Origin of the sequence: Streptomyces harbinensis (assembly GCF_900116145.1) — a bacterium.
In the GTDB taxonomy this organism is placed as follows: Bacteria; Actinomycetota; Actinomycetes; order Streptomycetales; family Streptomycetaceae; genus Streptomyces; species Streptomyces carpaticus.
Genome location: NZ_FPAB01000003.1, coordinates 372,184 through 392,404, shown reverse-complemented (window position 1 = coordinate 392,404; position 20,221 = coordinate 372,184). Strand labels below are relative to the sequence as shown.

17 protein-coding genes are annotated in these 20,221 nt (G+C 73.0%); 11 read left to right on the top strand and 6 right to left on the bottom strand.

Features of this window, described 5'->3' with window-relative positions:
* The first annotated feature begins 97 nt into the window (after positions 1 to 97).
* The 5 genes from lpdA (at position 98) to BM385_RS09555 (ending at position 7,941) form a co-directional block, all read left to right on the top strand.
* Positions 98 to 1,486: a dihydrolipoyl dehydrogenase gene (lpdA, locus tag BM385_RS09575; protein ID WP_019433767.1), complete on the top strand. Its 1,389-nt coding sequence runs from the start codon at positions 98 to 100 to the stop codon at positions 1,484 to 1,486.
* 66 nt (positions 1,487 to 1,552) lie between these two features.
* On the top strand, positions 1,553 to 3,304 hold the full coding sequence (gene sucB / locus BM385_RS09570; RefSeq protein ID WP_093842782.1) for a 2-oxoglutarate dehydrogenase, E2 component, dihydrolipoamide succinyltransferase: 1,752 nt from the start codon (positions 1,553 to 1,555) through the stop codon (positions 3,302 to 3,304).
* 101 nt (positions 3,305 to 3,405) lie between these two features.
* Entirely contained in the window at positions 3,406 to 4,080 is a 675-nt protein-coding gene (locus BM385_RS09565) for a GntR family transcriptional regulator (protein ID WP_019432925.1), read from the top strand.
* Between the two features lie 155 nt (positions 4,081 to 4,235).
* Positions 4,236 to 6,914 (top strand): pyruvate dehydrogenase (acetyl-transferring), homodimeric type, encoded by a 2,679-nt coding sequence (gene aceE, locus BM385_RS09560; protein ID WP_019432926.1) that lies wholly within the window; start codon positions 4,236 to 4,238, stop codon positions 6,912 to 6,914.
* A gap of 73 nt (positions 6,915 to 6,987) precedes the next feature.
* Positions 6,988 to 7,941, top strand: a complete 954-nt coding sequence (locus BM385_RS09555) for a helix-turn-helix transcriptional regulator (protein WP_093842781.1) — start codon at positions 6,988 to 6,990, stop codon at positions 7,939 to 7,941.
* Between the two features lie 51 nt (positions 7,942 to 7,992).
* On the opposite strand, the gene BM385_RS27090 is transcribed toward BM385_RS09555, so the two are convergent.
* Positions 7,993 to 8,157 carry a DUF5946 family protein gene (locus tag BM385_RS27090; protein ID WP_175542943.1) on the bottom strand — a complete coding sequence of 55 codons (165 nt, stop codon included), beginning with the start codon at positions 8,155 to 8,157 and terminating at the stop codon, positions 7,993 to 7,995.
* A 195-nt stretch (positions 8,158 to 8,352) separates the two neighbouring features.
* Positions 8,353 to 9,210, bottom strand: a complete 858-nt coding sequence (locus BM385_RS09550; protein ID WP_093842780.1) for a helix-turn-helix transcriptional regulator — start codon at positions 9,208 to 9,210, stop codon at positions 8,353 to 8,355.
* A 110-nt stretch (positions 9,211 to 9,320) separates the two neighbouring features.
* Here BM385_RS09550 and BM385_RS09545 point away from each other — a divergent pair, with 110 nt between their 5' ends.
* Together BM385_RS09545 and map are read left to right on the top strand one after the other, a co-directional pair.
* A complete protein-coding gene (locus BM385_RS09545) occupies positions 9,321 to 10,835 on the top strand; it encodes an MFS transporter (RefSeq protein ID WP_093842957.1) in 1,515 nt (504 codons plus the stop codon).
* A 64-nt stretch (positions 10,836 to 10,899) separates the two neighbouring features.
* Positions 10,900 to 11,667 carry a type I methionyl aminopeptidase gene (gene map / locus BM385_RS09540; protein ID WP_093842956.1) on the top strand — a complete coding sequence of 256 codons (768 nt, stop codon included), beginning with the start codon at positions 10,900 to 10,902 and terminating at the stop codon, positions 11,665 to 11,667.
* 41 nt (positions 11,668 to 11,708) lie between these two features.
* On the opposite strand, the gene BM385_RS09535 is transcribed toward map, so the two are convergent.
* From BM385_RS09535 to BM385_RS09525, 3 genes are all read right to left on the bottom strand, one after another.
* Entirely contained in the window at positions 11,709 to 12,512 is an 804-nt protein-coding gene (locus BM385_RS09535) for a HoxN/HupN/NixA family nickel/cobalt transporter (RefSeq protein ID WP_093842779.1), read from the bottom strand.
* Positions 12,509 to 13,186 carry a hypothetical protein gene (locus BM385_RS09530; RefSeq protein ID WP_093842778.1) on the bottom strand — a complete coding sequence of 226 codons (678 nt, stop codon included), beginning with the start codon at positions 13,184 to 13,186 and terminating at the stop codon, positions 12,509 to 12,511. The genes BM385_RS09535 and BM385_RS09530 overlap by 4 nt, the downstream gene beginning before the upstream one ends.
* 73 nt (positions 13,187 to 13,259) lie before the next feature.
* The gene (locus tag BM385_RS09525; RefSeq protein WP_093842777.1) at positions 13,260 to 14,897 is read right to left on the bottom strand and encodes a purple acid phosphatase family protein; all 1,638 of its coding nucleotides are present in this window, start codon (positions 14,895 to 14,897) and stop codon (positions 13,260 to 13,262) included.
* A gap of 392 nt (positions 14,898 to 15,289) precedes the next feature.
* On the opposite strand from BM385_RS09525, the gene BM385_RS09520 reads away from it, so the two are divergent.
* A complete protein-coding gene (locus BM385_RS09520; RefSeq protein WP_139275157.1) occupies positions 15,290 to 15,808 on the top strand; it encodes a hypothetical protein in 519 nt (172 codons plus the stop codon).
* 39 nt (positions 15,809 to 15,847) lie between these two features.
* Here the strand turns inward: BM385_RS09520 and BM385_RS09515 are convergent, their stop codons facing one another.
* A complete protein-coding gene (locus BM385_RS09515) occupies positions 15,848 to 16,825 on the bottom strand; it encodes an SDR family oxidoreductase (protein ID WP_380980906.1) in 978 nt (325 codons plus the stop codon).
* Positions 16,826 to 16,951: 126 nt separating this feature from the next.
* Here BM385_RS09515 and BM385_RS09510 point away from each other — a divergent pair, with 126 nt between their 5' ends.
* From BM385_RS09510 to BM385_RS09500, 3 genes are all read left to right on the top strand, one after another.
* Positions 16,952 to 17,473, top strand: coding sequence for a DUF4240 domain-containing protein (locus tag BM385_RS09510; protein ID WP_093842774.1), 522 nt, complete (start codon positions 16,952 to 16,954; stop codon positions 17,471 to 17,473).
* Position 17,474: 1 nt separating this feature from the next.
* Positions 17,475 to 18,431: a TIGR01777 family oxidoreductase gene (locus BM385_RS09505; RefSeq protein ID WP_093842773.1), complete on the top strand. Its 957-nt coding sequence runs from the start codon at positions 17,475 to 17,477 to the stop codon at positions 18,429 to 18,431.
* A gap of 198 nt (positions 18,432 to 18,629) precedes the next feature.
* Positions 18,630 to 19,955, top strand: coding sequence for an FAD-dependent oxidoreductase (locus tag BM385_RS09500; protein WP_175542956.1), 1,326 nt, complete (start codon positions 18,630 to 18,632; stop codon positions 19,953 to 19,955).
* Positions 19,956 to 20,221: the final 266 nt, after the last annotated feature.

The following is a 20,221-nucleotide window of genomic DNA, read 5'->3' as shown; positions in this document are numbered from 1 at the left end:
CACATTGAGCCGCGCATCACACCACGCGGCGTACATACACCGCCGGCCGGTCGATGTGGACCGGTACCGGTGAACCCCATGCTTGGAGGAACGTGACGTGGCGAACGACGCCAGCACCGTTTTCGACCTGGTGATTCTCGGTGGCGGCAGCGGTGGTTACGCCGCGGCCCTGCGCGCTTCGCAGCTGGGCCTGGACGTCGCCCTGATCGAGAAGAACAAGCTGGGCGGCACCTGTCTGCACAACGGCTGCATCCCCACCAAGGCCCTGCTGCACGCCGGTGAGGTAGCCGATGCCGCCCGGGACGCGTCCGAGTTCGGCGTGAAGGCCAGCTTCGACGGTATCGACATCGCCGGGGTGCACAAGTACAAGGACGGGGTGATCGCCGGGCTCTACAAGGGGCTCCAGGGTCTGGTCGCCTCGCGCAAGATCACCTACGTGGAGGGCGAGGGCCGGCTGTCGTCGGCCACCTCCGTGGACGTGAACGGCAAGCGGTACGTGGGCCGGCACATCGTGCTGGCCACCGGTTCCACCCCCAAGTCCCTGCCGGGGCTGACCATCGACGGCGACCGGGTGATCTCCTCGGACCACGCGCTGGTCCTGGACCGGGTGCCGAAGTCGGCGATCGTGCTGGGCGGCGGCGTCATCGGCGTCGAGTTCGCGTCGGCGTGGAAGTCGTTCGGCACGGACGTCACGATCATCGAGGGTCTGCCGCACCTGGTGCCGGCGGAGGACGAGAACAGCTCGAAGCTGCTGGAGCGGGCGTTCCGCAAGCGCGGGATAAAGTTCTCGCTCGGTTCCTTCTTCAAGGGCGTGGAGTACACCGCCGACGGGGTGCGGGTCACCCTGGACAACGGCAAGACGTACGACGCGGAGCTGCTGCTGGTCGCGATCGGCCGCGGCCCGGTCTCGCAGGGGCTCGGGTACGAGGAGGCCGGGGTCGCCATGGAGCGCGGCCACGTGCTGGTGGACGAGTACTGCCGCACCAACGTGCCGACCATCTCGGCGGTCGGTGACCTCATCCCCACCCTCCAGCTGGCGCACGTCGGCTTCGCCGAGGGCATCCTGGTCGCCGAGCGGCTGGCGGGCCTGTCGCCGGTGCCGATCGACTACGACGGTGTGCCCCGGGTGACCTACTGCCACCCCGAGGTCGCCTCGGTGGGCATCAGTGAGGCGAAGGCCAAGGAGCGGTACGGCGCCGACCAGGTCGTCACCCTGAAGTACAACCTGGCCGGCAACGGCAAGAGCAAGATCCTGAAGACCGCGGGCGAGATCAAGCTCGTGCAGGTCCGTGATGGTGCCGTCGTCGGCGTCCACATGGTCGGCGACCGGCTCGGCGAGCAGGTCGGCGAGGCTCAGCTCATCTACAACTGGGAGGCGCTGCCCGCCGAGGTCGCGCAGCTCATCCACGCGCACCCGACGCAGAACGAGGCGCTCGGCGAGGCCCACCTGGCCCTGGCCGGCAAGCCGCTGCACTCCCACGACTGAACCCAGGCCGCGTTGCCAACCAGAGCGCGCAACCATCCGCACTTCTCGTAAGGAGCAACAGAAACCATGCCGGTTTCCGTAACCCTTCCGGCGCTCGGCGAGAGCGTGACCGAGGGCACCGTCACCCGCTGGCTGAAGGCCGAGGGCGAGCGTGTCGAGGCCGACGAGCCGCTGCTCGAGGTCTCCACCGACAAGGTGGACACCGAGATCCCGGCGCCCGCCGCCGGTGTTCTCACCAACATCCGGGTCGCCGAGGACGAGACCGTCGAGGTCGGCGCCGAACTGGCGACCATCGACGACGGCACCGGTGCCGCTGCCGCGCCGGCCGCTCCGGCGGCCGAGCCGGCTCCGGCCGCCGAGCCGGCTCCGGCCGCGCCCGCCCCGGCGCAGGCCGAGGCCCCGGCTCCGGCTGCCCCGGCTCCGGCGGCGCCCGCGCCGTCCGGTGGTGCCGCGTCCGGCACCGATGTGGTGCTGCCGGCGCTCGGTGAGTCCGTCACCGAGGGCACCGTCACCCGCTGGCTGAAGGCGGTCGGTGAGTCGGTCGAGGCCGACGAGCCGCTGCTGGAGGTCTCCACCGACAAGGTCGACACCGAGATCCCGGCGCCGGTTTCCGGCACCCTGCTGGAGATCACGGTCGGCGAGGACGAGGTCGCCGAGGTCGGCGGCAAGCTGGGTGTGATCGGTGCGGCGGACGCCGCTCCGGCCGCCCCGGCGCCCGCCCCGGCCGCGGCTCCGGCTCCGGCGGCTCCCGAGCCGGCCCCGGCGCCCGCCCCCGCCCCCGCGCCCGCTCCGGCGGCCCAGGCCCCGGCTCCGGCCCCCGCGCCGGCCCCGGCCGCCCCGGCGCCCGCTCCGGCTGCTCCGGCTCCGGCGCAGGCCCCGGCGGCTCCGGCCGCCGAGGGCGCGTACGTCACCCCGCTGGTGCGCAAGCTCGCCAGCGAGAACGGCGTCGACCTCAACACCGTCACCGGCTCCGGTGTCGGCGGGCGCATCCGCAAGCAGGACGTCCTCGCCGCCGCCGAGGCCGCCAAGGCCGCCGCCGCGGCTCCGGCGCCCGCCGCCCCGGCGGCGAAGGCCCCGGCCGCGCAGGCCCCGTCGCCGCTGCGCGGCCAGACGGTGAAGCTGACGCGGATCCGCAAGGTCATCGCGCAGAACATGATGAAGGCGCTGCACAACCAGGCGCAGCTGTCCACCGTGGTCGAGGTGGACGTCACCCGCATCATGAAGCTGCGGGCGCGGGCCAAGGAGTCCTTCCTGGCGCGCGAGGGCGTCAAGCTCTCCCCGATGCCGTTCTTCGTGAAGGCCGCCGCCGAGGCGCTGAAGGTCCACCCGGCCGTCAACGCCAAGCTCAACGACGACGACACCGTCACGTACCACGACGTCGAGAACATCGGCATCGCGGTGGACTCGGACAAGGGCCTGATGGTCCCGGTCATCAAGGGCGCCGGCGATCTGAGCATCGCGGGCATCGCCAAGAAGACCGCCGAGCTGGCCGGCAAGGTCCGCTCGGGCAAGCTGAGCCCGGACGACATGAGCGGCGGCACGTTCACGATCAGCAACACCGGCTCGCGCGGTGCGCTGTTCGACACGATCATCGTGAACTACCCGCAGGTCGCCGAGCTGGGCATCGGTGCCACGGTGCGCCGTCCGGTCGTGATCGACCACCCAGAGCTGGGTGAGACGATCGCGGTCCGCGACATGGTGTACCTGACCCTCTCCTACGACCACCAGCTGGTGGACGGCGCCGACGCCGCCCGCTACCTGACGGACGTGAAGGCCCGCCTGGAGGCCGGGGAATTCGAGGGCGAGCTGGGGCTGTAAGCCGCGGCGACACCCATGGCGCGCGCCCCGTCCGGAGCATTCCGGGCGGGGCGCGCTCTATGGTTCTTGGGCAGCCAGTACCAGGGAGCGTGAGGTCACTCATGAGTCAGCCGGTCGTGCATTCCCTGCGCGAACAGATCCGCCAGCACATCGTCGAGGGCATCGTCAGCGGGCGCTGGCAACCGGGTGAGCGGATCGTGGAGCGGCGGATCGCGGTGGAGCTGGAGGTCAGCCAGACCCCGGTGCGCGAGGCGCTGCGCGAGCTGGAGGCGCTGCGGCTGATCGAGTCGGCCCCGAACAAGGGCGTGCGGGTGCGGGCGCTGACGGTGCCGGTGCTGGAGGAGATCTACCCGGTGCGGGCGGGGCTCGAACAGATCGCGGCGGAGCTGGCCGCCGGGCGGCTGGAGCGCGATGTGTCGGCCCTGGAGCCGCATGTGGCGGCGCTGTACGCGGCGGACCGCACGGGCGACGCGGAGGGCCAGGTGGGGCACACGGTGGCCTTCCACCGGGAGCTGGTGCGCGCCTCGGGGAACGGGGTGCTGCTGCACACCTGGGAGTCGCTGGGCATCGAGGTGTGGACGGCGCTGTCGATCCGCTGGCTGGGGACGCGGCAGCAGTCGTACGCGGAGGAGCACCAGGCGCTGCTCGACGCGTTCACCCGGGGGGATCCGCGGATCGGCGAGCTGGTGAAGGAGCATGTGCTGAACTGCGCGCCGCATGTTCCGGAGGGGACGGAGACCGTTCCGCCGCTGGCACAGGGTGCCCGTGGGGCCTGAAGATGCGCAATTGTCCTGGCACAGGATGCCAATTTCCCCGTTCTGAGCGGTTTTTTTAGCCCCCACCTTTGATCGATCATCGATCACGGGCTTACAGTCATCAGCAACCGTTGTTACACCCGCATGACATTGTCCTGTCCGGAAGGGGGCCACCCATGCCCGATCCCGTACGCCTTCGGCTCTCCGCGCTCGACCAGCTGCCGGACCGTGATCCCGAGGAGACCGCCGAGTGGGGCGCCAGCCTCGACGCCGTCGCGGCCGCCGCCGGCACACACCGGGCCGGCCAGCTGGTGCGCCGCACGGTGGAGCACGCGCAGGCCACCGGGATCGATGTGCCCTCCCTGCTGGAGACCGACTACATCAACTCGATCCCGACCGGCGCCGAGCCCGAGTTCCCCGGTGACGAGGCCATGGAGGCCCGCATCACCGCGTGGAACCGGTGGAACGCCGCCGCCATGGTGACCCGCGGCGCCCGGTACGGGGTGGGCGGCCACATCGCCACCTTCGCCTCCGCGGCCTGGCTGTACGAGACCGGCTTCCAGCACTTCTTCCGCGGCAAGGACGCGGCGGACGCCCCCGGCTCCGGCGACCAGCTCTTCATCCAGGGCCACGCCTCCCCCGGCATCTACGCCCGCGCGTTCCTGGACGGCCGGCTCACCGAGGCCCACCTGGACAACTTCCGGCAGGAGTCGGGCGGCGCCGGCCTCCCCTCGTACCCGCACCCGCGCCGGCTGCCCTGGCTGTGGGAGTTCCCCACCGTCTCCATGGGCATAGGCCCGCTGTCGGCGATCTACCAGGCGCGGTTCAACCGCTATCTGGAGAACCGCGGGATCAAGGACACCTCCGCCTCGCACGTGTGGGCGTTCCTCGGCGACGGCGAGATGGACGAGCCCGAGTCGACCGCCGCGCTGGCGCTGGCCGGCCGCGAGGGCCTGGACAACCTCACCTTCGTCATCAACTGCAACCTCCAGCGGCTCGACGGCCCGGTCCGCGCGAACTTCAAGATCGTGCAGGAGCTGGAGGCCCAGTTCCGGGCGGCCGGCTGGAACGTCATCAAGACGCTGTGGGGCTCCGCCTGGGACGACCTGCTGCGGGCCGACACCACCGGCGCGCTGGTACGCCGGCTGCGCGAGGTACCGGACGCGCAGTTCCAGACGTACGCCACCCGCGACGTCGCCTACATCCGTGACCACTTCTTCGGCACCGACCCGGCGCTGGCGCAGCTGGGCGCCTCGCTGTCCGACGCGAAGATCGCCGAGTGCTTCCACACCTCGCGCGGCGGCCACGAGCCCCGCAAGGTGTACGCGGCCTACCGCGCCGCCGTGGAGTTCAAGGGCGCCCCGACGGTGGTGCTGGCCCAGACGGTCAAGGGCCACACCCTCGGCGACGGCTTCCAGTCGCGCAACGCCAACCACCAGATGAAGAAGCTCAGCCTGGACCAGTTCCGCACCATGCGGGACCTGCTGGAGCTGCCGATCCCGGACAGCGAGCTGTCCGGCGACCTGGTGCCGTACGCCCACCCGGGCCCGGACTCCCCCGAGGTCCGCTACCTCCAGGAGCGGCGCGCGGCCCTCGGCGGCCCCGCCCCGGCGCGCCGGGTGCACCAGGTGGTGCTGCCCGAGCCGTCCGAGAAGGCGTTCAAGGCCCTGGAGAAGGGGTCCGGCTCGCAGGAGGTCGCCACCACCATGGTGATCGTCCGGCTGGTCAAGGACCTGATGCGGGAGAAGGAGAGCGGGCGCCGCTGGGTGCCGATCGTCCCGGACGAGGCCCGTACCTTCGGCATGGAGTCGATGTTCCCGTCCGCCGGGATCTACTCCCCGCTGGGCCAGACCTACGAGTCGGTCGACCGCGACCAGCTGCTGCACTACAAGGAAGCCGTCAACGGCCAGATCCTCAACGAGGGGATCACCGAGGCCGGTTCGATGGCCGACTTCACGGCGGCGGCGACCTCGTACGCCACGCACGGCGAGCCGATGATCCCGTTCTACATCTTCTACTCGATGTTCGGCTGGCAGCGCACCGGCGACCAGATGTGGGCGCTGGGCGACCAGCTGGGCCGGGGCTTCATCGTCGGCGCCACGGCCGGGCGCACCACGCTCACCGGTGAGGGCCTGCAGCACGCGGACGGCCACTCGCCGCTGATCGCCTCCACCAACCCGGCGGCGCTGACGTACGACCCGGCGTTCGCGTACGAGGTCGGCGTGATCGTCAAGGACGGTCTGCGCCGGATGTACGGCCCGGACGCCGAGGACGTCTTCTACTACCTGACCGTCTACAACGAGCCGAAGCCGCAGCCGGCCATGCCCGAGGGCGTGGAGGAGGGCATCCTGCGCGGTCTGTACCGCTTCAACGAGGGCTCCGCGCCTTCGGCGGAGGCTCCCCGGGTGCAGCTGATGGCTTCCGGCACGGCCATCCACTGGGTCCTCGAGGCCCAGCGGCTGCTGGCCGAGCAGTGGGGCGTGGCCGCCGACGTGTGGTCCGCCACCTCCTGGAGCGAGCTGCGCCGTGACGCCCTGTCCTGTGACGCGGCGCAGCTTCGAGGGGAAGACCGGGTCCCGTACGTGACGCGTGCGCTGCGGGGCGCGCGGGGCCCGGTCCTCGCCGTCAGCGACTGGATGCGGGCGGTGCCCGACCAGATCAGCCAGTGGGTGGAGCAGGACTACTCCTCGCTCGGCACCGACGGCTTCGGCCTCTCGGACACCCGCGAGGCGGCGCGCCGGCACTTCGGTGTCGACCCGCAGTCGATCGTGGTGGCGGCGCTGGACCGGCTGGCCCGCGCCGGTGACGTCAAGCGCGAGACCGTGCTGGCCGCGCGGGAGGCGTACGGCCTCTGAGTCCGTGGCCGGCGGGCCCGTCCGTTCCCTTCCCGGGGCGGGCGGGCCCGCCGCCGTTTGTGATGATGGGACGATGCGAGCCGCGCGTCTGATGAGAGTGGTCCTGCTGCTCCAGAACCGCCGGAGCATGACGGCGGCCGAGCTGGCGGCGGAACTGGAGGTCTCCGAACGCACGGTCCAGCGCGACATCGCGTCCCTGTCGGAGGCGGGCGTCCCGGTGTACGCGGACCGGGGCCGCTCCGGCGGCTACCGGCTGATCGGCGGATACCGCACCCGGCTGACGGGGCTGGGCCGGGACGAGGCGGAGGCGCTGTTCCTGTCCGGGGTGCCCTCCGCGCTGCACGCGATGGGCCTGGCGGATGCCGCGTCGGCGGCGCGGCTGAAGGTGTCGGCGGCGCTGCTGCCGGAGCTGGCGGACGCCCCGGCGAGCGCGGCGCAGCGCTTCCACCTGGACGCGCCCGGCTGGTGGCGGGAGGCGGAGACGCCGCCGCTGCTGCCGGTGGTGGCGGAGGCGGTGTGGGACGACGCGGTGCTGCACGTCGTGTACCGGGAGCGGGAACGGGTGCTGGCCCCGTACGGGCTGATCCTGAAGGCCGGGGTGTGGTATCTGGCGGCGCGGGTGGGGGACGCGTACCGCGTGTACCGGGTGGACCGCTTCACGGCGGCGGCGCCGTCCGGTGAGCGTTTCGAGCGGGACGAGTCGTTCGACCTGCCGTCCTTCTGGGCGCAGCGGGCGGCGGAGTTCGCGCGGTCGATCCTGCGGGAGACGGTGACGGTCCGGCTGAGCGGGGCGGGCGCGCGGCTGCTGCGCCAGGTGACGGACCGGGCGGCGGCGGAGGAATCCCTGGCGGCGGCCGGGCCGCCGGACGGGGCGGGCCGGGTGACGGTGGTGCTGCCGGTGGAGTCGCTGGAGGTGGCGTACCACCAGCTGCTGGGGCTCGGCCCCGAGGCGGAGGTCCTGGCCCCGCCCGCCCTCCGCCACCGCTTCGCGGAGGCGGCACAGCGGACGGCGCGGCTGTACGGCTGAGGGGCGGGGGCGTCCCTGCGACGAGGCGCCGGATGCCCGGGTACCGGGCCGTCACCCCGTCGGGTCGGCGGACCAGGCGGCGAGCGTGCTCCCGGCCCAGGCGCGTACCCGGTCCTCGTAACCGGCGGCGGGAAAGCTGCCGCCGACGGCCACATCGGCGATGGTGACCCCGAACCCGGTCGGCGCCGCCCCCTCCCGCACCACGCCACCCAGCATGCGGGGTGCCCCCTCCCCCGCCCAACCCCTTTTCGACCCCCGCCCGGATGCGGCCAACGTTCCGAGCGGGAGCGGCGGGTGGAAGCGGTCCGTCCGTCACCCGGCTTCCAGCGCCGCCAGGGCATCGTTCCACGTGAAGGCGGCCGGATTGCCCTGCTTGGGCGGGCTGACGGAGGGCGCGGGCTGCTGCGGACGCTACCCCCGTGCCCGTGTCTCCGTGAGCTCCGCCATCCGGGTCAGGCGCTGCCCGGTGGACTCGTCGGCCGGGGTCATCACGGTCATCCGGTATCCCGTCTCCGGCACCAGGGTGGAGACGAAGCTCAGCCGGAGCTCCCCGACGAGCGGGCTGTCGAGGCGCTTGGTCTCGTACTGCTGGGGCAGTACGTCGTGCCGGGCCCACAGGCGGGCGAACTCCTCCGAGCGCTCCCGGAGCCGGTCGACGATGTCCGCCGCGGCGGGGGAGCCGATGCCGGAGCCCACTTCGGCGCGCATGCGTGCCACCATCCGGGCGGCGACCAGGTCGCCGTCGAGGTAGCGGCCACGCCAGTCGGGGTCGGTGAAGAACTGCACCGCGCAGTTGCGTTCGCCCGGTGGGATCAGCTCCACGTCGGTGAACAGGAAGCGGTAGGCACGGTTGTACGCCACCACGTCGAACAGCGACGTCTGCAGGCACGCGGGGAACGGATCGAGCTGGTCCAGGACGGGTTGCAGCGCGGCGGTGAGCTCCGGGGGGCTTGTGGCGGACCCGGTGTCCGGCGTACCGGATCCGGCGAGCCGGTAGAGGTGCCGCCGTTCGGTGTCGTCCAGGCGCAGGGCTCGGGCGACCGCCCGCAGGACCTGCGTGCTGACGTTGATGGGCCGGCCTTGTTCGAGCCAGGTGTACCAGGTGACGCCGACGCCCGCGAGGACGGCGACCTCTTCGCGCCGCAGTCCCGGCGTCCGCCGCCGCCCCGTGGACGGGAGGCCCGCCTGCTGCGGGGTGAGGCGTTCGCGCCGGCTGCGGAGGAAGTCGCCCAGCTCACGCCGGACCGCGGCGGGCCCGGTTTCCGTCATGCCCTCGTCCTCCGTCCGGGCCCGGCTGGCAGGTCAGAGCCGGGTAGTGGCCAGTACCCCCATAAAGGGACTTATGGTACCAGGATAGGTGCCTGTCCATGATCGACGGCATGACCACGTCCTCATCGTCCGCACCACGTCCCCGCCCCTCCATCCGTCCCGGCGCACCGCACCGGGAGAGCGACCGCGCCGCGCCGCCGCACGGGCCGGGTCCGGCGGAGCGTCCGGCTCCGGGGCTGGGCACGGCCCGGCTGCTGACGACGCTGTCGGCACTGCTGGTGTCGGTGGTCGGGTTCGCGGCGGCGGGTATCGCCGTACCCGATATCGGCGCTTCTCTGGGCGCCACGGCCGGCGAGCAGTCGCTGGTGGTGTCGGTGTACGCGCTGGGGTTCGCCGTTCCGATGGTCCTCGGGGGCCGGCTCGGGGACCTGTACGGGCGTCGTCGGCTGTTCCTGCTCGGGATGGCGGGGTTCACGCTGTTCTCCCTGGTCTCTGCGCTGGCTCCGGGCATCACCGTGCTGATCGCCGCCCGGGCCCTGGCCGGGATCTCTGCGGCGGCCATGGTCCCCCAGGTGCTGGCGACGATCACCGCGTCCACTCAGGGGCCCGAACGCGCCCGCGCGGTGGCGCTGTTCGGTGCGACGGCGGGCGGTGCCACGGCGATCGGGCAGGTCCTCGGCGGGGTGCTGCTGTCCGTTCCGCTGCTGGGTGCTCCCTGGCGCTCGGTCTTCGCGATGAGCGTGCTCATGGGGGCGCTGGCGTTCGTCGCCGCGCTGCGCCGGCTGCCCGATACCCGCGCGTCCGGCCACCGGTCGCTCGACCTCACCGGGACGTCTCTGCTCGGACTCGCCCTGCTGGCCCTCATGGTGCCGGTCTCCCAGGGCGGGGCGCTGGGCTGGCCGGTCTGGTGCTGGGCGCTGCTGGGGGCGTCGCCGGTGCTCTTCGCGGTGTTCTGGCGGTGGCAGGTGCGGCTGCACCGCAGCGACCGGGTTCCGCTCGTTCCGCCGCCGCTGTTCCGGCTCGGTTCGTACCGGGTCGGGCTGGTGATGGCGCTGCTGCTCCAGTCGGCGTTCGGCGCGTTCACGTTCCTCTACGCGATCGCGACGCAGACGGGGCTCGGCTGGTCCCCGATGCGGGCGGCCCTGGTGCTGGTGCCGTTCTCGCTGTGCTTTCTGGCGGTGTCGATCGGGTCGGGCAGGCTCGCGCCCCGGGCCGGGTTCCGCAGGCTGCTCGTCGTCGGCGGGGGCCTCCAGGCGGCGTTCCTGAGCGTCACGGCCGCCTCCGTCCTCCTCCAGGGTGCCGGTCTGCGCATGGGGACGTTCGCCGTGCTGCTCGTCGGGGCCGGTGTCGGACAGGCGTTCATGTTCGGGCCGCTCGTCGGCGCGATGATCGCGGAGGTCCCTCCGGCCGCGGCCGGTGCGGCGTCCGGTGTGCTGCAGACCACGCAGCAAGCCGCGATGGGGCTCGGGGTCGCGGTCGCCGGTGGCCTGCTCGGTGCGGCCCTGGCCTCCTCCGCGGTTCCGACGGCCCAGGACTACACCGGCGCGCTGGCGGTCTGCATGCTCGTGCAGGCGGCGTTCGCCCTCGTCTTCGCCGTCTGCGCGCTCGCCCTGCCCCGTCGCTGACCCCGCCGACCGTGATATCAATACCGGTATAAGTATTGGATCGATGGAGCGGGACGTACAGCACATGGTGGAGATCAAGACCGACGCCGCGATGGACGCGATGCGGGAAGCCGGGCGCGTGGTGGCGCGCGCCCTGGCCGCGGTGCAGGAAGCGGCCGGGACAGGGGTGTCCCTGCGCGAACTCGACGAGGCGGCGCGGGCCGTGCTGGACGAGGCCGGGGCCGGCTCGCCGTTCCTCGGGTACCAGCCGTCGTTCGCGCCGGTGCCCTTCCCGGCCGTCATCTGCACCTCGGTGAACGACGCGGTCTCGCACGGCGTCCCCACCGGCTACCGGCTCCGCGACGGCGACCTGGTGAGTATCGACTGCGGCGCGCAGCTCGACGGCTGGGCGGGCGACGCGGCGATCACCTTCAGCGTCGGGACGCCGCGCCCCGGGGACGCGGAGCTGATCGACGCCACCCGGCAGGCCCTCGACGACGGGATCGCCGCCGCCCTGGTCGGCAACCGTCTCGGCGACATCTCGCACGCGATCGACTCCGTCGCCCGCACGGCGCGCTGCGGCATGCCCGCCGACTTCGGCGGCCACGGGATCGGGCGCCGGATGCACGAGGACCCGCACGTTCCCAACCGTGGCCGCCCCGGCCGGGGTTTCCCGCTGCGGCACGGGCTGGTCCTCGCCATCGAACCGATGCTCATGGCCGGCGGACGGAACGAGTACCGCACGGGCGCCGACGGCTGGACCCTGCTCACCACGGACGGCAGCCGGGCGGCCCACTTCGAACACACGGTCGCCATCACCGAGCAGGGCCCGCGCATCCTGACCCTGCCCTGAGCGGCCGGGCGGCGGCCGGCCGCAGCGCGGCGCGGCGCGGCTCAGCCGGTCAGGACGGAGACCGCCGCCGCCAGGTAGAGGCAGCCGCCCACCGTCACCGCCGCCCCGGCGACGGCCGGGGTCCAGCCGGCGAGCGTCGCGGCGAACCGGGTGGCGCCGGCGCGGCGGGAGAGCAGTGCGTGACCGCGTACGGTCAGTACGCCCACTGCCGTCAGGGTGACGGCCATGCCGATGCCGAACATCAGGACCAGCACCACCGCGTTGAGCGAGCGGCCGGTGAGCATGCCGCTGACCAGCACCAGGAACGCGGACGGGGACGGCAGCAGGCCGCCGGAGACGGCGATGGCCGTCAGGCCCCGCCGGGACCAGGGGGACGCGTCCGGGATGGCGTGGCTGTGGTCGTGGCCATGGTCGTGGTGGTGATGGCCGTGGGCGTGGGCGTCGTGGTCGTGGCCGTGCGGGACCCGGCGGCGGCGCCGGGTGCGGAGGTGGCGGTGCACCAGGTGCGCCCCGACGCCGATCACCACCACGCCGGCGGCGACCTGGAGCCAGGCGGTGACCCGTTCGGTGGCGAACCCGGCCGCTCCCGTCACGCCCACCCAGGCGCTGGCCAGCAGCAGCACGGACAGCGTGTGCATGATCGCCACGATCACGCCGAGCCGCAGCGCGTCCCGGTACCGGCCGCGCACGCCCACCAGATAGGCGGCGGTGATGCTCTTGCCGTGCCCGGGGGCGACCGCGTGCGCCGCGCCCACGCCGAGGGCCACCAGCACCGCGACCCAGAACACGGCCCGGCCGTCGAAGAGCGCGACGAGTTCGGCGTCCAGCCGGGTGAGGTCGGTCATGAGCGTGCCTTTCCGGCCCGGCGCCGCCCGATGACGGCCCAGGCCACGGCGCCCGCCACGATGGCCGCGGCGGTGCCGGCGGCGACCCCGAAGCCGGGTGCCGCCAGCATGCCCGCGTACCAGGAGAAGTTCATCCGCTGCGTCGTCTCCGTCGCCGTGAGCAGCGTGCTGCGCGGGTCGGCCGCCGTCTCGGCGGTGAGCACCGTCCGGTACGCCTCGTTGAGGTCGCAGAGCGCGCCGACCGTCACGTCCACCTCCCGTACCTCCTCGGGGCACCGGTAGCCGAGCCGGGCGCCCTCGGTCAGCAGGTCGTCCATCGAGGTCACCTCGCCCTCGCAGCGCGTACCGTCCTGGGTGATGTAGATCCGGTCGAGCAGGTAGCCGCGTACCTCCTCGGAGCGCTGGAGCTTCTGCTCGCCGGTGAGTTCGGTGGAGACCGTCCCTGCGCCCGGGTCCTCCAGGGCGCCGAGCGCCTGGCCGAGCGCCACCCAGTCGTCCTCGGCGGCGCGCCAGGCGATGCTGACGCGCGGGCCGTCGGCGCTGATGGTGGCGGTGGACGGCGGACCGAACGGGTGGGCGGCGGCGGGCGGGGCCGGGCCCGCGGCGGCCCACAGGACCGCCGCGAGCGCGGCGGCAGCGGCGCAGGCGACGGCGCTGCGCGGGTGACTGGTCACGGTGGTGGTGTTCTCCCGGAACGGCCGCCGGGGGCGCGGGAGCCGGCCTGCGGCCCCCGCGCCCCCGGGCGGGCTACTTGGTGATCGTGATGGCGGGGCTGTCGATCCGCTGGTTCTCGCTGGTGAGGAAGACCTCGTAGGAGGTGTTCTTCTTCACCCAGTTCGGCACCTTCAGCGCGTAGGACAGCCGGCCGATCTCGTCCGCCTCGACGGTGGCGATCACCCGCTCCTTGTCCTTGCCGTCCACGGAGCGGAACCGCACCTCGACGCGCTCCCCCGGGTCGTAGCCGTACGCCGACACCTGCACGGTGTCCTTCTTGCGCGCGGTGGTCCGGTCGACGGTGACCTGCTCGCCGACGGTGTTCTCGTCGGTCCTGATCTCGTTGACGGTGCGCTCGCCGTCCGCGTTCTTGCGGATGAGGAAGCCGTCGTTGTGCTCGCCGTTGGCGAACCGCGACTCGTACCGGATGGTGTCCTCGGTGACGTCGATCATCTGGTAGAGCTGGGCGTTCTCGCCCGACCGGACGAGTTCGGCGCCGTTGTCCGTCCAGTTCTCGCCATTGTTCAGCGCGTACATCTTGCCGCCGGAGACGGAGACGGCGTAGGTGACGCCGTTGTGCACGGTGACCGAGTCACGGTTGGTGATCTGGTTGCCGCGCCCGTAGGCGTGGTCGTGGCCCTGGAGCACCAGGTCGACGCCGTACTCCTCGAACAGCGGGCCCCACTGGTCGCGTACGGCGGCGTTGTTGCGGCTGCCGGTCATGGCGTAGACGGGGTGGTGGAAGGTCACCACGGTCCAGCGGTTGGGGTTGTCGCGGAGCAGGCCCTCCAGCCATTCGGTCTGCGCGGCCATGAGGGTGGCGTCGTTCTGGAAGTTGGAGTCCAGGCCGATGAACCGCACGCCCTGGTAGTCGACGGTGTAGACCGTCTGCTTCAGCTCCTCGTTGCCGGGCCCGTTGTCCGGGTACGGGAACTGGGGCCGCCAGAAGGAGGACAGCCGGCCGCTGCTGTACTCGTGGTTGCCGGTGACGGAGAAGTTGTTGACCTGGCCGTCGATGAAACCGCCCGCCTGGTACCACTGGCCCCACTCCTCCTCGGAGTTGGGCGAGTTGATGAGGTCACCGGCGTTGACGATGAGCTTCGCGTCGGGCCGGTCGGCGAACGCCTGGCGGAACACCCGGGGCACGGCCGAGTCGATGTAGTTCTGCGCGTCGCCGTAGTAGATGAAGGAGAACGGCTCCAGGTCCTCGGCCGCCGTGGTGAAGTCGGTCCACGCGCTCCAGTTGACGCCGTCGCCGACCCGGTAGGTGTAGCGGGTGTCCGGTTCGAGATCGGTGAAGCTGACGGTGTGGTAGGTGGACGCGTACCCGAGGTTGGTGTTGACCGGCGTGCTGCTGCCGGCCCTGACCGTGGTGACCTCGCCGGCGGCCGGCTTGACGTCGCCGAGTCCGCGCGGGGCCTTGAGTATCTGCGCCTGGGCGGTGCCGGCCGGGGCCTCGGCGCGCCAGGTGACGTTCTGGGTGGAGGCGGGGGTGGTGGTCGGCGTCAGCATGACGCGGTCGGGCATCGGGGACGGCTTGTGGATCTCCGCCGCCGGGTGGGGAGTCGGGGCGGTCGGGGAGTCGCCGAAGGCCAGCGGGACGGCCAGGACACCGCTGGCGAGCAGCGTGGCGGAGCCGAGGACGGCGACCTTGGTGCGCGTGGACGCCATGGTCCAGCGAGCGGTTTTCGCAGTCACGTGTGGTGGAGCCCTTCACGGGATCGGTTCGGTATGAGGCGTGAGGATTCAGTCAGAATCAGCCGAACGGTCCACTGGTGCCGGATGACCACCGGGTGAACTCTGCGCCATCTGCGGGGCGGTGGCGGGCGGGAGCGGGCATGGGCGGGCGGGGTCGCCGGGATGCCGCCGGGTGTTCGCCGGACGTTCGCCGACGTGCCGCCCGGGCCCGCTAGCTTCCGGCCGGTCGGCACCGGTCGGCACCGGTCGGCACCGCCGGCCCGGCCGTGGGGGCGGCCGGCGGCCGGCGCGACACGGCAGTACACGCACCACGGCGGTACAGCGGCACGGCGGCACGGCGGCGACAGCGGAAGGGCGGGCGGGACATGGCGACGGTGGGGCGGGCGGGGCGTGGTTCCGCCCGGGTGATGGCCCCGGTACTGGCGCTGGGCGCGCTGCTGGTGCTGCTGCCGGCCGCCGACGCGGCCTCGGTCCACCCGACGGTGCGCAAGGACGAGACGTTCCTGACCGCCGAGACGGGCGGGGTGCTCGCCATCGAGGGCGGTGAGTGCTTCACCGACCCCGGCTATGTCTCCTTCGCGGGCGAGGTGATGGTGCGGTACGTCCCCTGCGACGAGGGACCGGCCGCCAACCAGGTGTACGGCTTCGTCGCCGTCCCGGAGGGCGACGGCGGTTACGAGCCCGAGCGGGTGGTGGCCTTCGGCTGGGAGACGTGCGGGCGCGGGTTCCGCAGCCACTGGCCCGGGGAGGACGCGGCGGCCGGCATCGATTTCTACCCCGTACTGCCGACCGCCGCGACCTGGGAGGCGGGCGACCGCGATGTGATGTGCGTGGCCTACCGGCCCGCCGGCCCCCTCACCGGCTCACTGCTGCCCGTCCTGTAGCAGCCCGGGCCCGTACCCCCGCACCCCGTACCGCCCCCTTCAGCGGTAGTCGGCGGGGTCCGGGTTCTTGCCCTCGGCGAGCGCCTTGATGAACGGCCACGCGTCCGGCCGCGATCCGTCGGTGTCGGTGACCCCGTACTCCTTGCCGAGATCGCCGCTGCTGATCGAGGCGCCGTTCCAGCGCGCCCGGTCCGGGTCGGCGGCGAGCGCGGCGACACCCCGGCCCAGGTAGGTGGGCGATTCGGCGATCGCGAACCCCGGGTCCTTCTTGATGCCCTCCCGCCAGTTCTCCTCGGTCACCTTGAAGTGGGTGTCCAGCATCGCCTCGGAGCGCAGGAACCCCGGGGTGACGCAGACCGCCGTGCAGTCGTGGCGCTTCAGTTCCTCGCCGAGGCCGAGCGTCATCCGGATGGGGGCGTACTTGGTGAGGTCGTAGTAGAAGCTCTGCCGGTACTCGCGGTTCGTCTCGGCCGTGCCGTCGGTGACCTCGATCAGCAGGCCGCCCGGGTTGCGCACCAGCAGCGGCAGGGCGTAGTGGCTGGTGATGATGTGGGTTTCGGCGCCCAGCCGCAGCATCCGCAGCCCGTTTTCCAGGTTCATCTCCCACATGGGGGTGGAGGAGAAGTCGATGAGGTGGTCGCCGCCCCAGACGTCGTTCACCAGGATGTCCAGCCGGCCGTGGTCGCGGTCGATGCGCTCGGTGAGGGCGGCGACCTGCTCGGGGACGAGGTGGTCGGTGGGGACGGCGATGCCCGTGCCACCGCTGCCGCTGTCCGTGCCGGCGGCCGTGATCAGCTCGGCGGTCTCCTCGATGGTCTCGGTGGTCCGGCCGACCTCACTGACCTTGTCGCGGGTGGTGCGCCCCGTGGCGTAGACGGTGGCGCCCGCCCGGCCCAGTTCCACGGCCATGGCCCGGCCGGCGCCGCGAGTGGCGCCGGCGACGAGGGCGATCTTCCCGGCCAGCGGTGCGGCGGGGGCGTCCGGTGCGCCGGTGTCCTGTTCTTCCACGTGTGACACGTGTAGTCCTTCCGTTCCGTCGTGCGTGCGTGGACCACCCTCGCAGGGATACCCGACATCCACTGTCGTACTTTCCGGGGTTCTCCGGATGCGTGTCGCGGCGCGGCGGCGGATCCTTGTGCCGTGATGGACGAAACGGATTTCTGGGAGATCGTGGACGCCAGCCGGGAGGGGGCGGAGGGCGACCCGGTGGTGACCGCCGACCTCATCGTCGAACGCCTGAGCGACCTCGATCCGGTGTCCGTCACCGACTTCGCCCGCCACTTCGAGTCCCGCTTCAACCGCGCCTACCGCTGGGACCTGTGGGGCGCCGCCTGGGTGGTGCTGGACGGCGCCAGCGACGACTGCTTCGAGAACTTCCGGTGCTGGCTGATCGCCCAGGGCCGGCACGTCTTCGAAGGCGCCCTGCACGACCCCGACGGCCTCGCCGAACTACTGCCCGCCGACTTCGACCCCGAGGAGGACGGCGAGGCCGAGGAGGTCGGCTACGCGGCGTACGACGCGTACGAGCGGCTGACCGGCGCGGAACTCCCCGACCTCGGTCTCCCCGAACCCCCGGAGGAGCCCGAGGGCGACCCGGTGGATTTCGAGGACACCGGCGTACTGGCCGCCACCTACCCCCGGTTGTGGGCCCGCTTCCGCGCATAGCATGGCGGCCATGCCCCAGCAATCACCTCCACCGGCCGCCGCGCCCAGGATCGCCGTCACCGGCTCCTCCGGCCTGATCGGCTCCGCCCTCACCGACGCGCTGCGCGCGGACGGCACGGACGTCATCCGGCTGGTACGGCGCCCGCCCGGTGCCGCCGACGAACGGTGGTGGGACCCCAGCGGACGGCAGCAGGAGACCACCGCCGCCTCGATCGCGGGCTGCGACGCGGTCGTCCACCTGGCCGGGGCCGGCGTCGCCGACCACCGCTGGACCGCCCGCTACAAGCAGGAACTGCGCGACAGCCGCGTGCTCGGCACCGCCGCGATCGCCGCCGCCATCGCCGCGCTGCCCGAGGCCGACCGGCCCCGGGTGCTGGTGTGCGGCAGCGCCATCGGCTGGTACGGCGACACCGGCACCGACGCCGTCGACGAGGACGCGCCGGCCGGCACCGGCTTCCTCGCCGACGTCTGCCGCGACTGGGAGGCGGCGGCCCTGCCGGCCGCGGACGTGGGGGTGCGCACCGTGTACGCGCGCACCGGTCTGGTCGTGGCCCGCTCCGGCGGAGCCTGGGGGAAGCTGTTCCCCCTCTTCAAGGCCGGACTCGGCGGGCGGCTCGGCGACGGCAACCAGTTCTGGAGCGCCATCTCGCTCGCCGACCACATCGCGGCCCTGCGTTTCCTGCTGGCCGACGAACCCGGCCTCTCCGGCCCCGTGAACCTCACCGGCCCGCACCCGGTCACCAACCGCGAAGCGACCCGGGTGATGGGCGAAGTGCTGCACCGGCCCACGGTGTTCACCGCCCCGGCGCCACTGCTGCGGGTGGTCCTCGGGGAGTTCTCGGACGATGTGCTGGGCAGTCAGCGGGTGCTGCCGCGCCGGCTGCTGGAGTCCGGGTTCACCTTCCGCCACCCGACGGTGGAGGACGCGGTACGGGCCGCGCTCGGCACCGAGAGCTGACCCGGCGGCGTACTCCCCACCCTGTGCGACCTGCGTGCTCCCGTGCCCGCCGCGTGCGCTCTGCCGCATTCCGGCCACCGTGAGAGGGTCGGCGTCGGTCCGGGCGGCGTTGCCCGGGCCGCGAATGGGCATCAGCCCCTGCGGGCGGGCCCACCCATGGCCCGTCCGGCAAGCGCCGACCGCCTCATGGGAGGGCCCGTGCTGAGCAGCCGAACGCAAGCAGTGGATTCCGACGTCGTCGTCATCGGAGCGGGTACGGCGGGTCTCGCCGCCGCCCGGCACGTGTGCGACGCCGGGCTGACGGTGACGGTCCTGGAGGCTGCCGAGGAGATCGGCGGCCGGATGGCCACCGGGAGCCGCGACGGCTTCCTCCTCGACCGGCACAGTGCCCTGACCGCCCCCGGGCTGCCTGAGGAGGCGGTGTGCCGGCTCACCGGCGGCGCGCTGCTGCACGGGCCGGACGGGTACGTCCACCGGGTGGGCGAGACGGTACCGGCGGGCGGCGGCGGTGCGCACGGCGCGGGCGGTACGGGGGGCGCGGACGGCGCGGCGGGTGAGGAGCAGGCGGAGGACGGGCGTTCGCTGATCGCCGCGTTCGACCACTCCTGGCTGCGCGCCAACCTCGCCCGCCTCGGCCGGCTCTCCGACGAACGGCTCGCCGCCCGGCCCGAACTCCCGGCCGCCATCGCCCTCACCGCCCGCGGCATCCCCGCCCGCATCGCGGAGGGTTCGCTGCGCCCGCTCCTGACCGCGCTGCTGCACGACCCGCAACTGGCCACCTCCAGCCGGCTGAGCGACCACGTACTGCGGGCCTTCGCCCGCGACGGCCTCGCCCTGGCGGCGGGCGGCGCCGCCGCCGTACCGCGCGCCCTGGCCGCCGGACTGCCCGAGGGAACCGTACGCACCGGGGTACGGGCCACCGCCGTCTCCACCTCGCGGGTGGAGACCGAACGCCACGGGACGGTGCGCTGCCGGGCCGTCGTCGTCGCCACCGGTGCCCGGGAGGCGGGCCGGCTGCTGCCGGGCCTGCGGGTGCCGCGCTTCCGGCCGGTGACGGTGCTGCACCACGCGGCGCCGGCCACGCCGCCGCAGGCGGGACCGGAGCTGCTGATCGACACGGCGCGGGACCGGGGCCCCCTCGCGTACTCCCTGGTGACCTCGGCGGTGGACGCCTCCCGGGCACCGGAGGGCGCGGCGCTGGTGACCTCGGTGGTCCTGGGCCACGCGGCGGGCGAGCCGGCCGAGATCCTGGACAAGGCGGCCCGCCCCCAACTGGCGGCGCTGCACGGCACCTCGACCGCCGACTGGCAATTGCTGGCGGCCCACCACGACGCACGGGCGGTACCGCTCAACCCGCCCCCGTACGCCGGCCCGCGCCGCACCCGGCTGCTGGACGGCCTGTACGTCTGCGGCGACCACCGCGGCGCGGACGACCTCGCGACGGCGGCCACGGCGATCACCGCCCTCCTCCAGGACTTCGGCCGCCCGGCAACCACGGAACCCCACACGAGCGCGGCGGCTTAGCGGGCGCCGGGCCCTTCCCGGGCACGGGCCGCCGGCACCCGGGGGCCGCCGGTGGGCCCGGGTTGTGGGCTAGGGCCCGCCCGCCCACGAGGGTGTTCGGGCCTACCGCTCGGCTACAGTCACACCGGGACACCCTGATCGCCCGCTATCCGCGCCGACTTCGGAACCCCAAGTGGACACGCGACACGCGGATCGCACCGAAGCAGAATGACGGAAATGACCGCAATACCCCTGCGGCTCACTGCCCGACAGACCAGCCACCGGAC

Excerpts from the sequence above, each read along its gene's own strand:
- BM385_RS09565 (WP_019432925.1), top strand. The coding sequence starts at position 3,406 with ATGAGTCAGCCGGTCGTGCATTCCCTGCGCGAACAGATCCGCCAGCAC.
- BM385_RS09550 (WP_093842780.1), bottom strand. The coding sequence starts at position 9,210 with ATGACGGAAACCGGGCCCGCCGCGGTCCGGCGTGAGCTGGGCGACTTC.
- BM385_RS09535 (WP_093842779.1), bottom strand. The coding sequence starts at position 12,512 with ATGACCGACCTCACCCGGCTGGACGCCGAACTCGTCGCGCTCTTCGAC.
- BM385_RS09505 (WP_093842773.1), top strand. The coding sequence starts at position 17,475 with ATGGCGGCCATGCCCCAGCAATCACCTCCACCGGCCGCCGCGCCCAGG.
- aceE (WP_019432926.1), top strand. The coding sequence starts at position 4,236 with ATGCCCGATCCCGTACGCCTTCGGCTCTCCGCGCTCGACCAGCTGCCG.
- BM385_RS09525 (WP_093842777.1), bottom strand. The coding sequence starts at position 14,897 with ATGGCGTCCACGCGCACCAAGGTCGCCGTCCTCGGCTCCGCCACGCTG.
- BM385_RS27090 (WP_175542943.1), bottom strand. The coding sequence starts at position 8,157 with ATGCTGGGTGGCGTGGTGCGGGAGGGGGCGGCGCCGACCGGGTTCGGG.
- BM385_RS09520 (WP_139275157.1), top strand. The coding sequence starts at position 15,290 with ATGGCGACGGTGGGGCGGGCGGGGCGTGGTTCCGCCCGGGTGATGGCC.
- BM385_RS09555 (WP_093842781.1), top strand. The coding sequence starts at position 6,988 with ATGCGAGCCGCGCGTCTGATGAGAGTGGTCCTGCTGCTCCAGAACCGC.
- map (WP_093842956.1), top strand. The coding sequence starts at position 10,900 with ATGGTGGAGATCAAGACCGACGCCGCGATGGACGCGATGCGGGAAGCC.
- sucB (WP_093842782.1), top strand. The coding sequence starts at position 1,553 with ATGCCGGTTTCCGTAACCCTTCCGGCGCTCGGCGAGAGCGTGACCGAG.
- BM385_RS09545 (WP_093842957.1), top strand. The coding sequence starts at position 9,321 with ATGACCACGTCCTCATCGTCCGCACCACGTCCCCGCCCCTCCATCCGT.
- BM385_RS09510 (WP_093842774.1), top strand. The coding sequence starts at position 16,952 with ATGGACGAAACGGATTTCTGGGAGATCGTGGACGCCAGCCGGGAGGGG.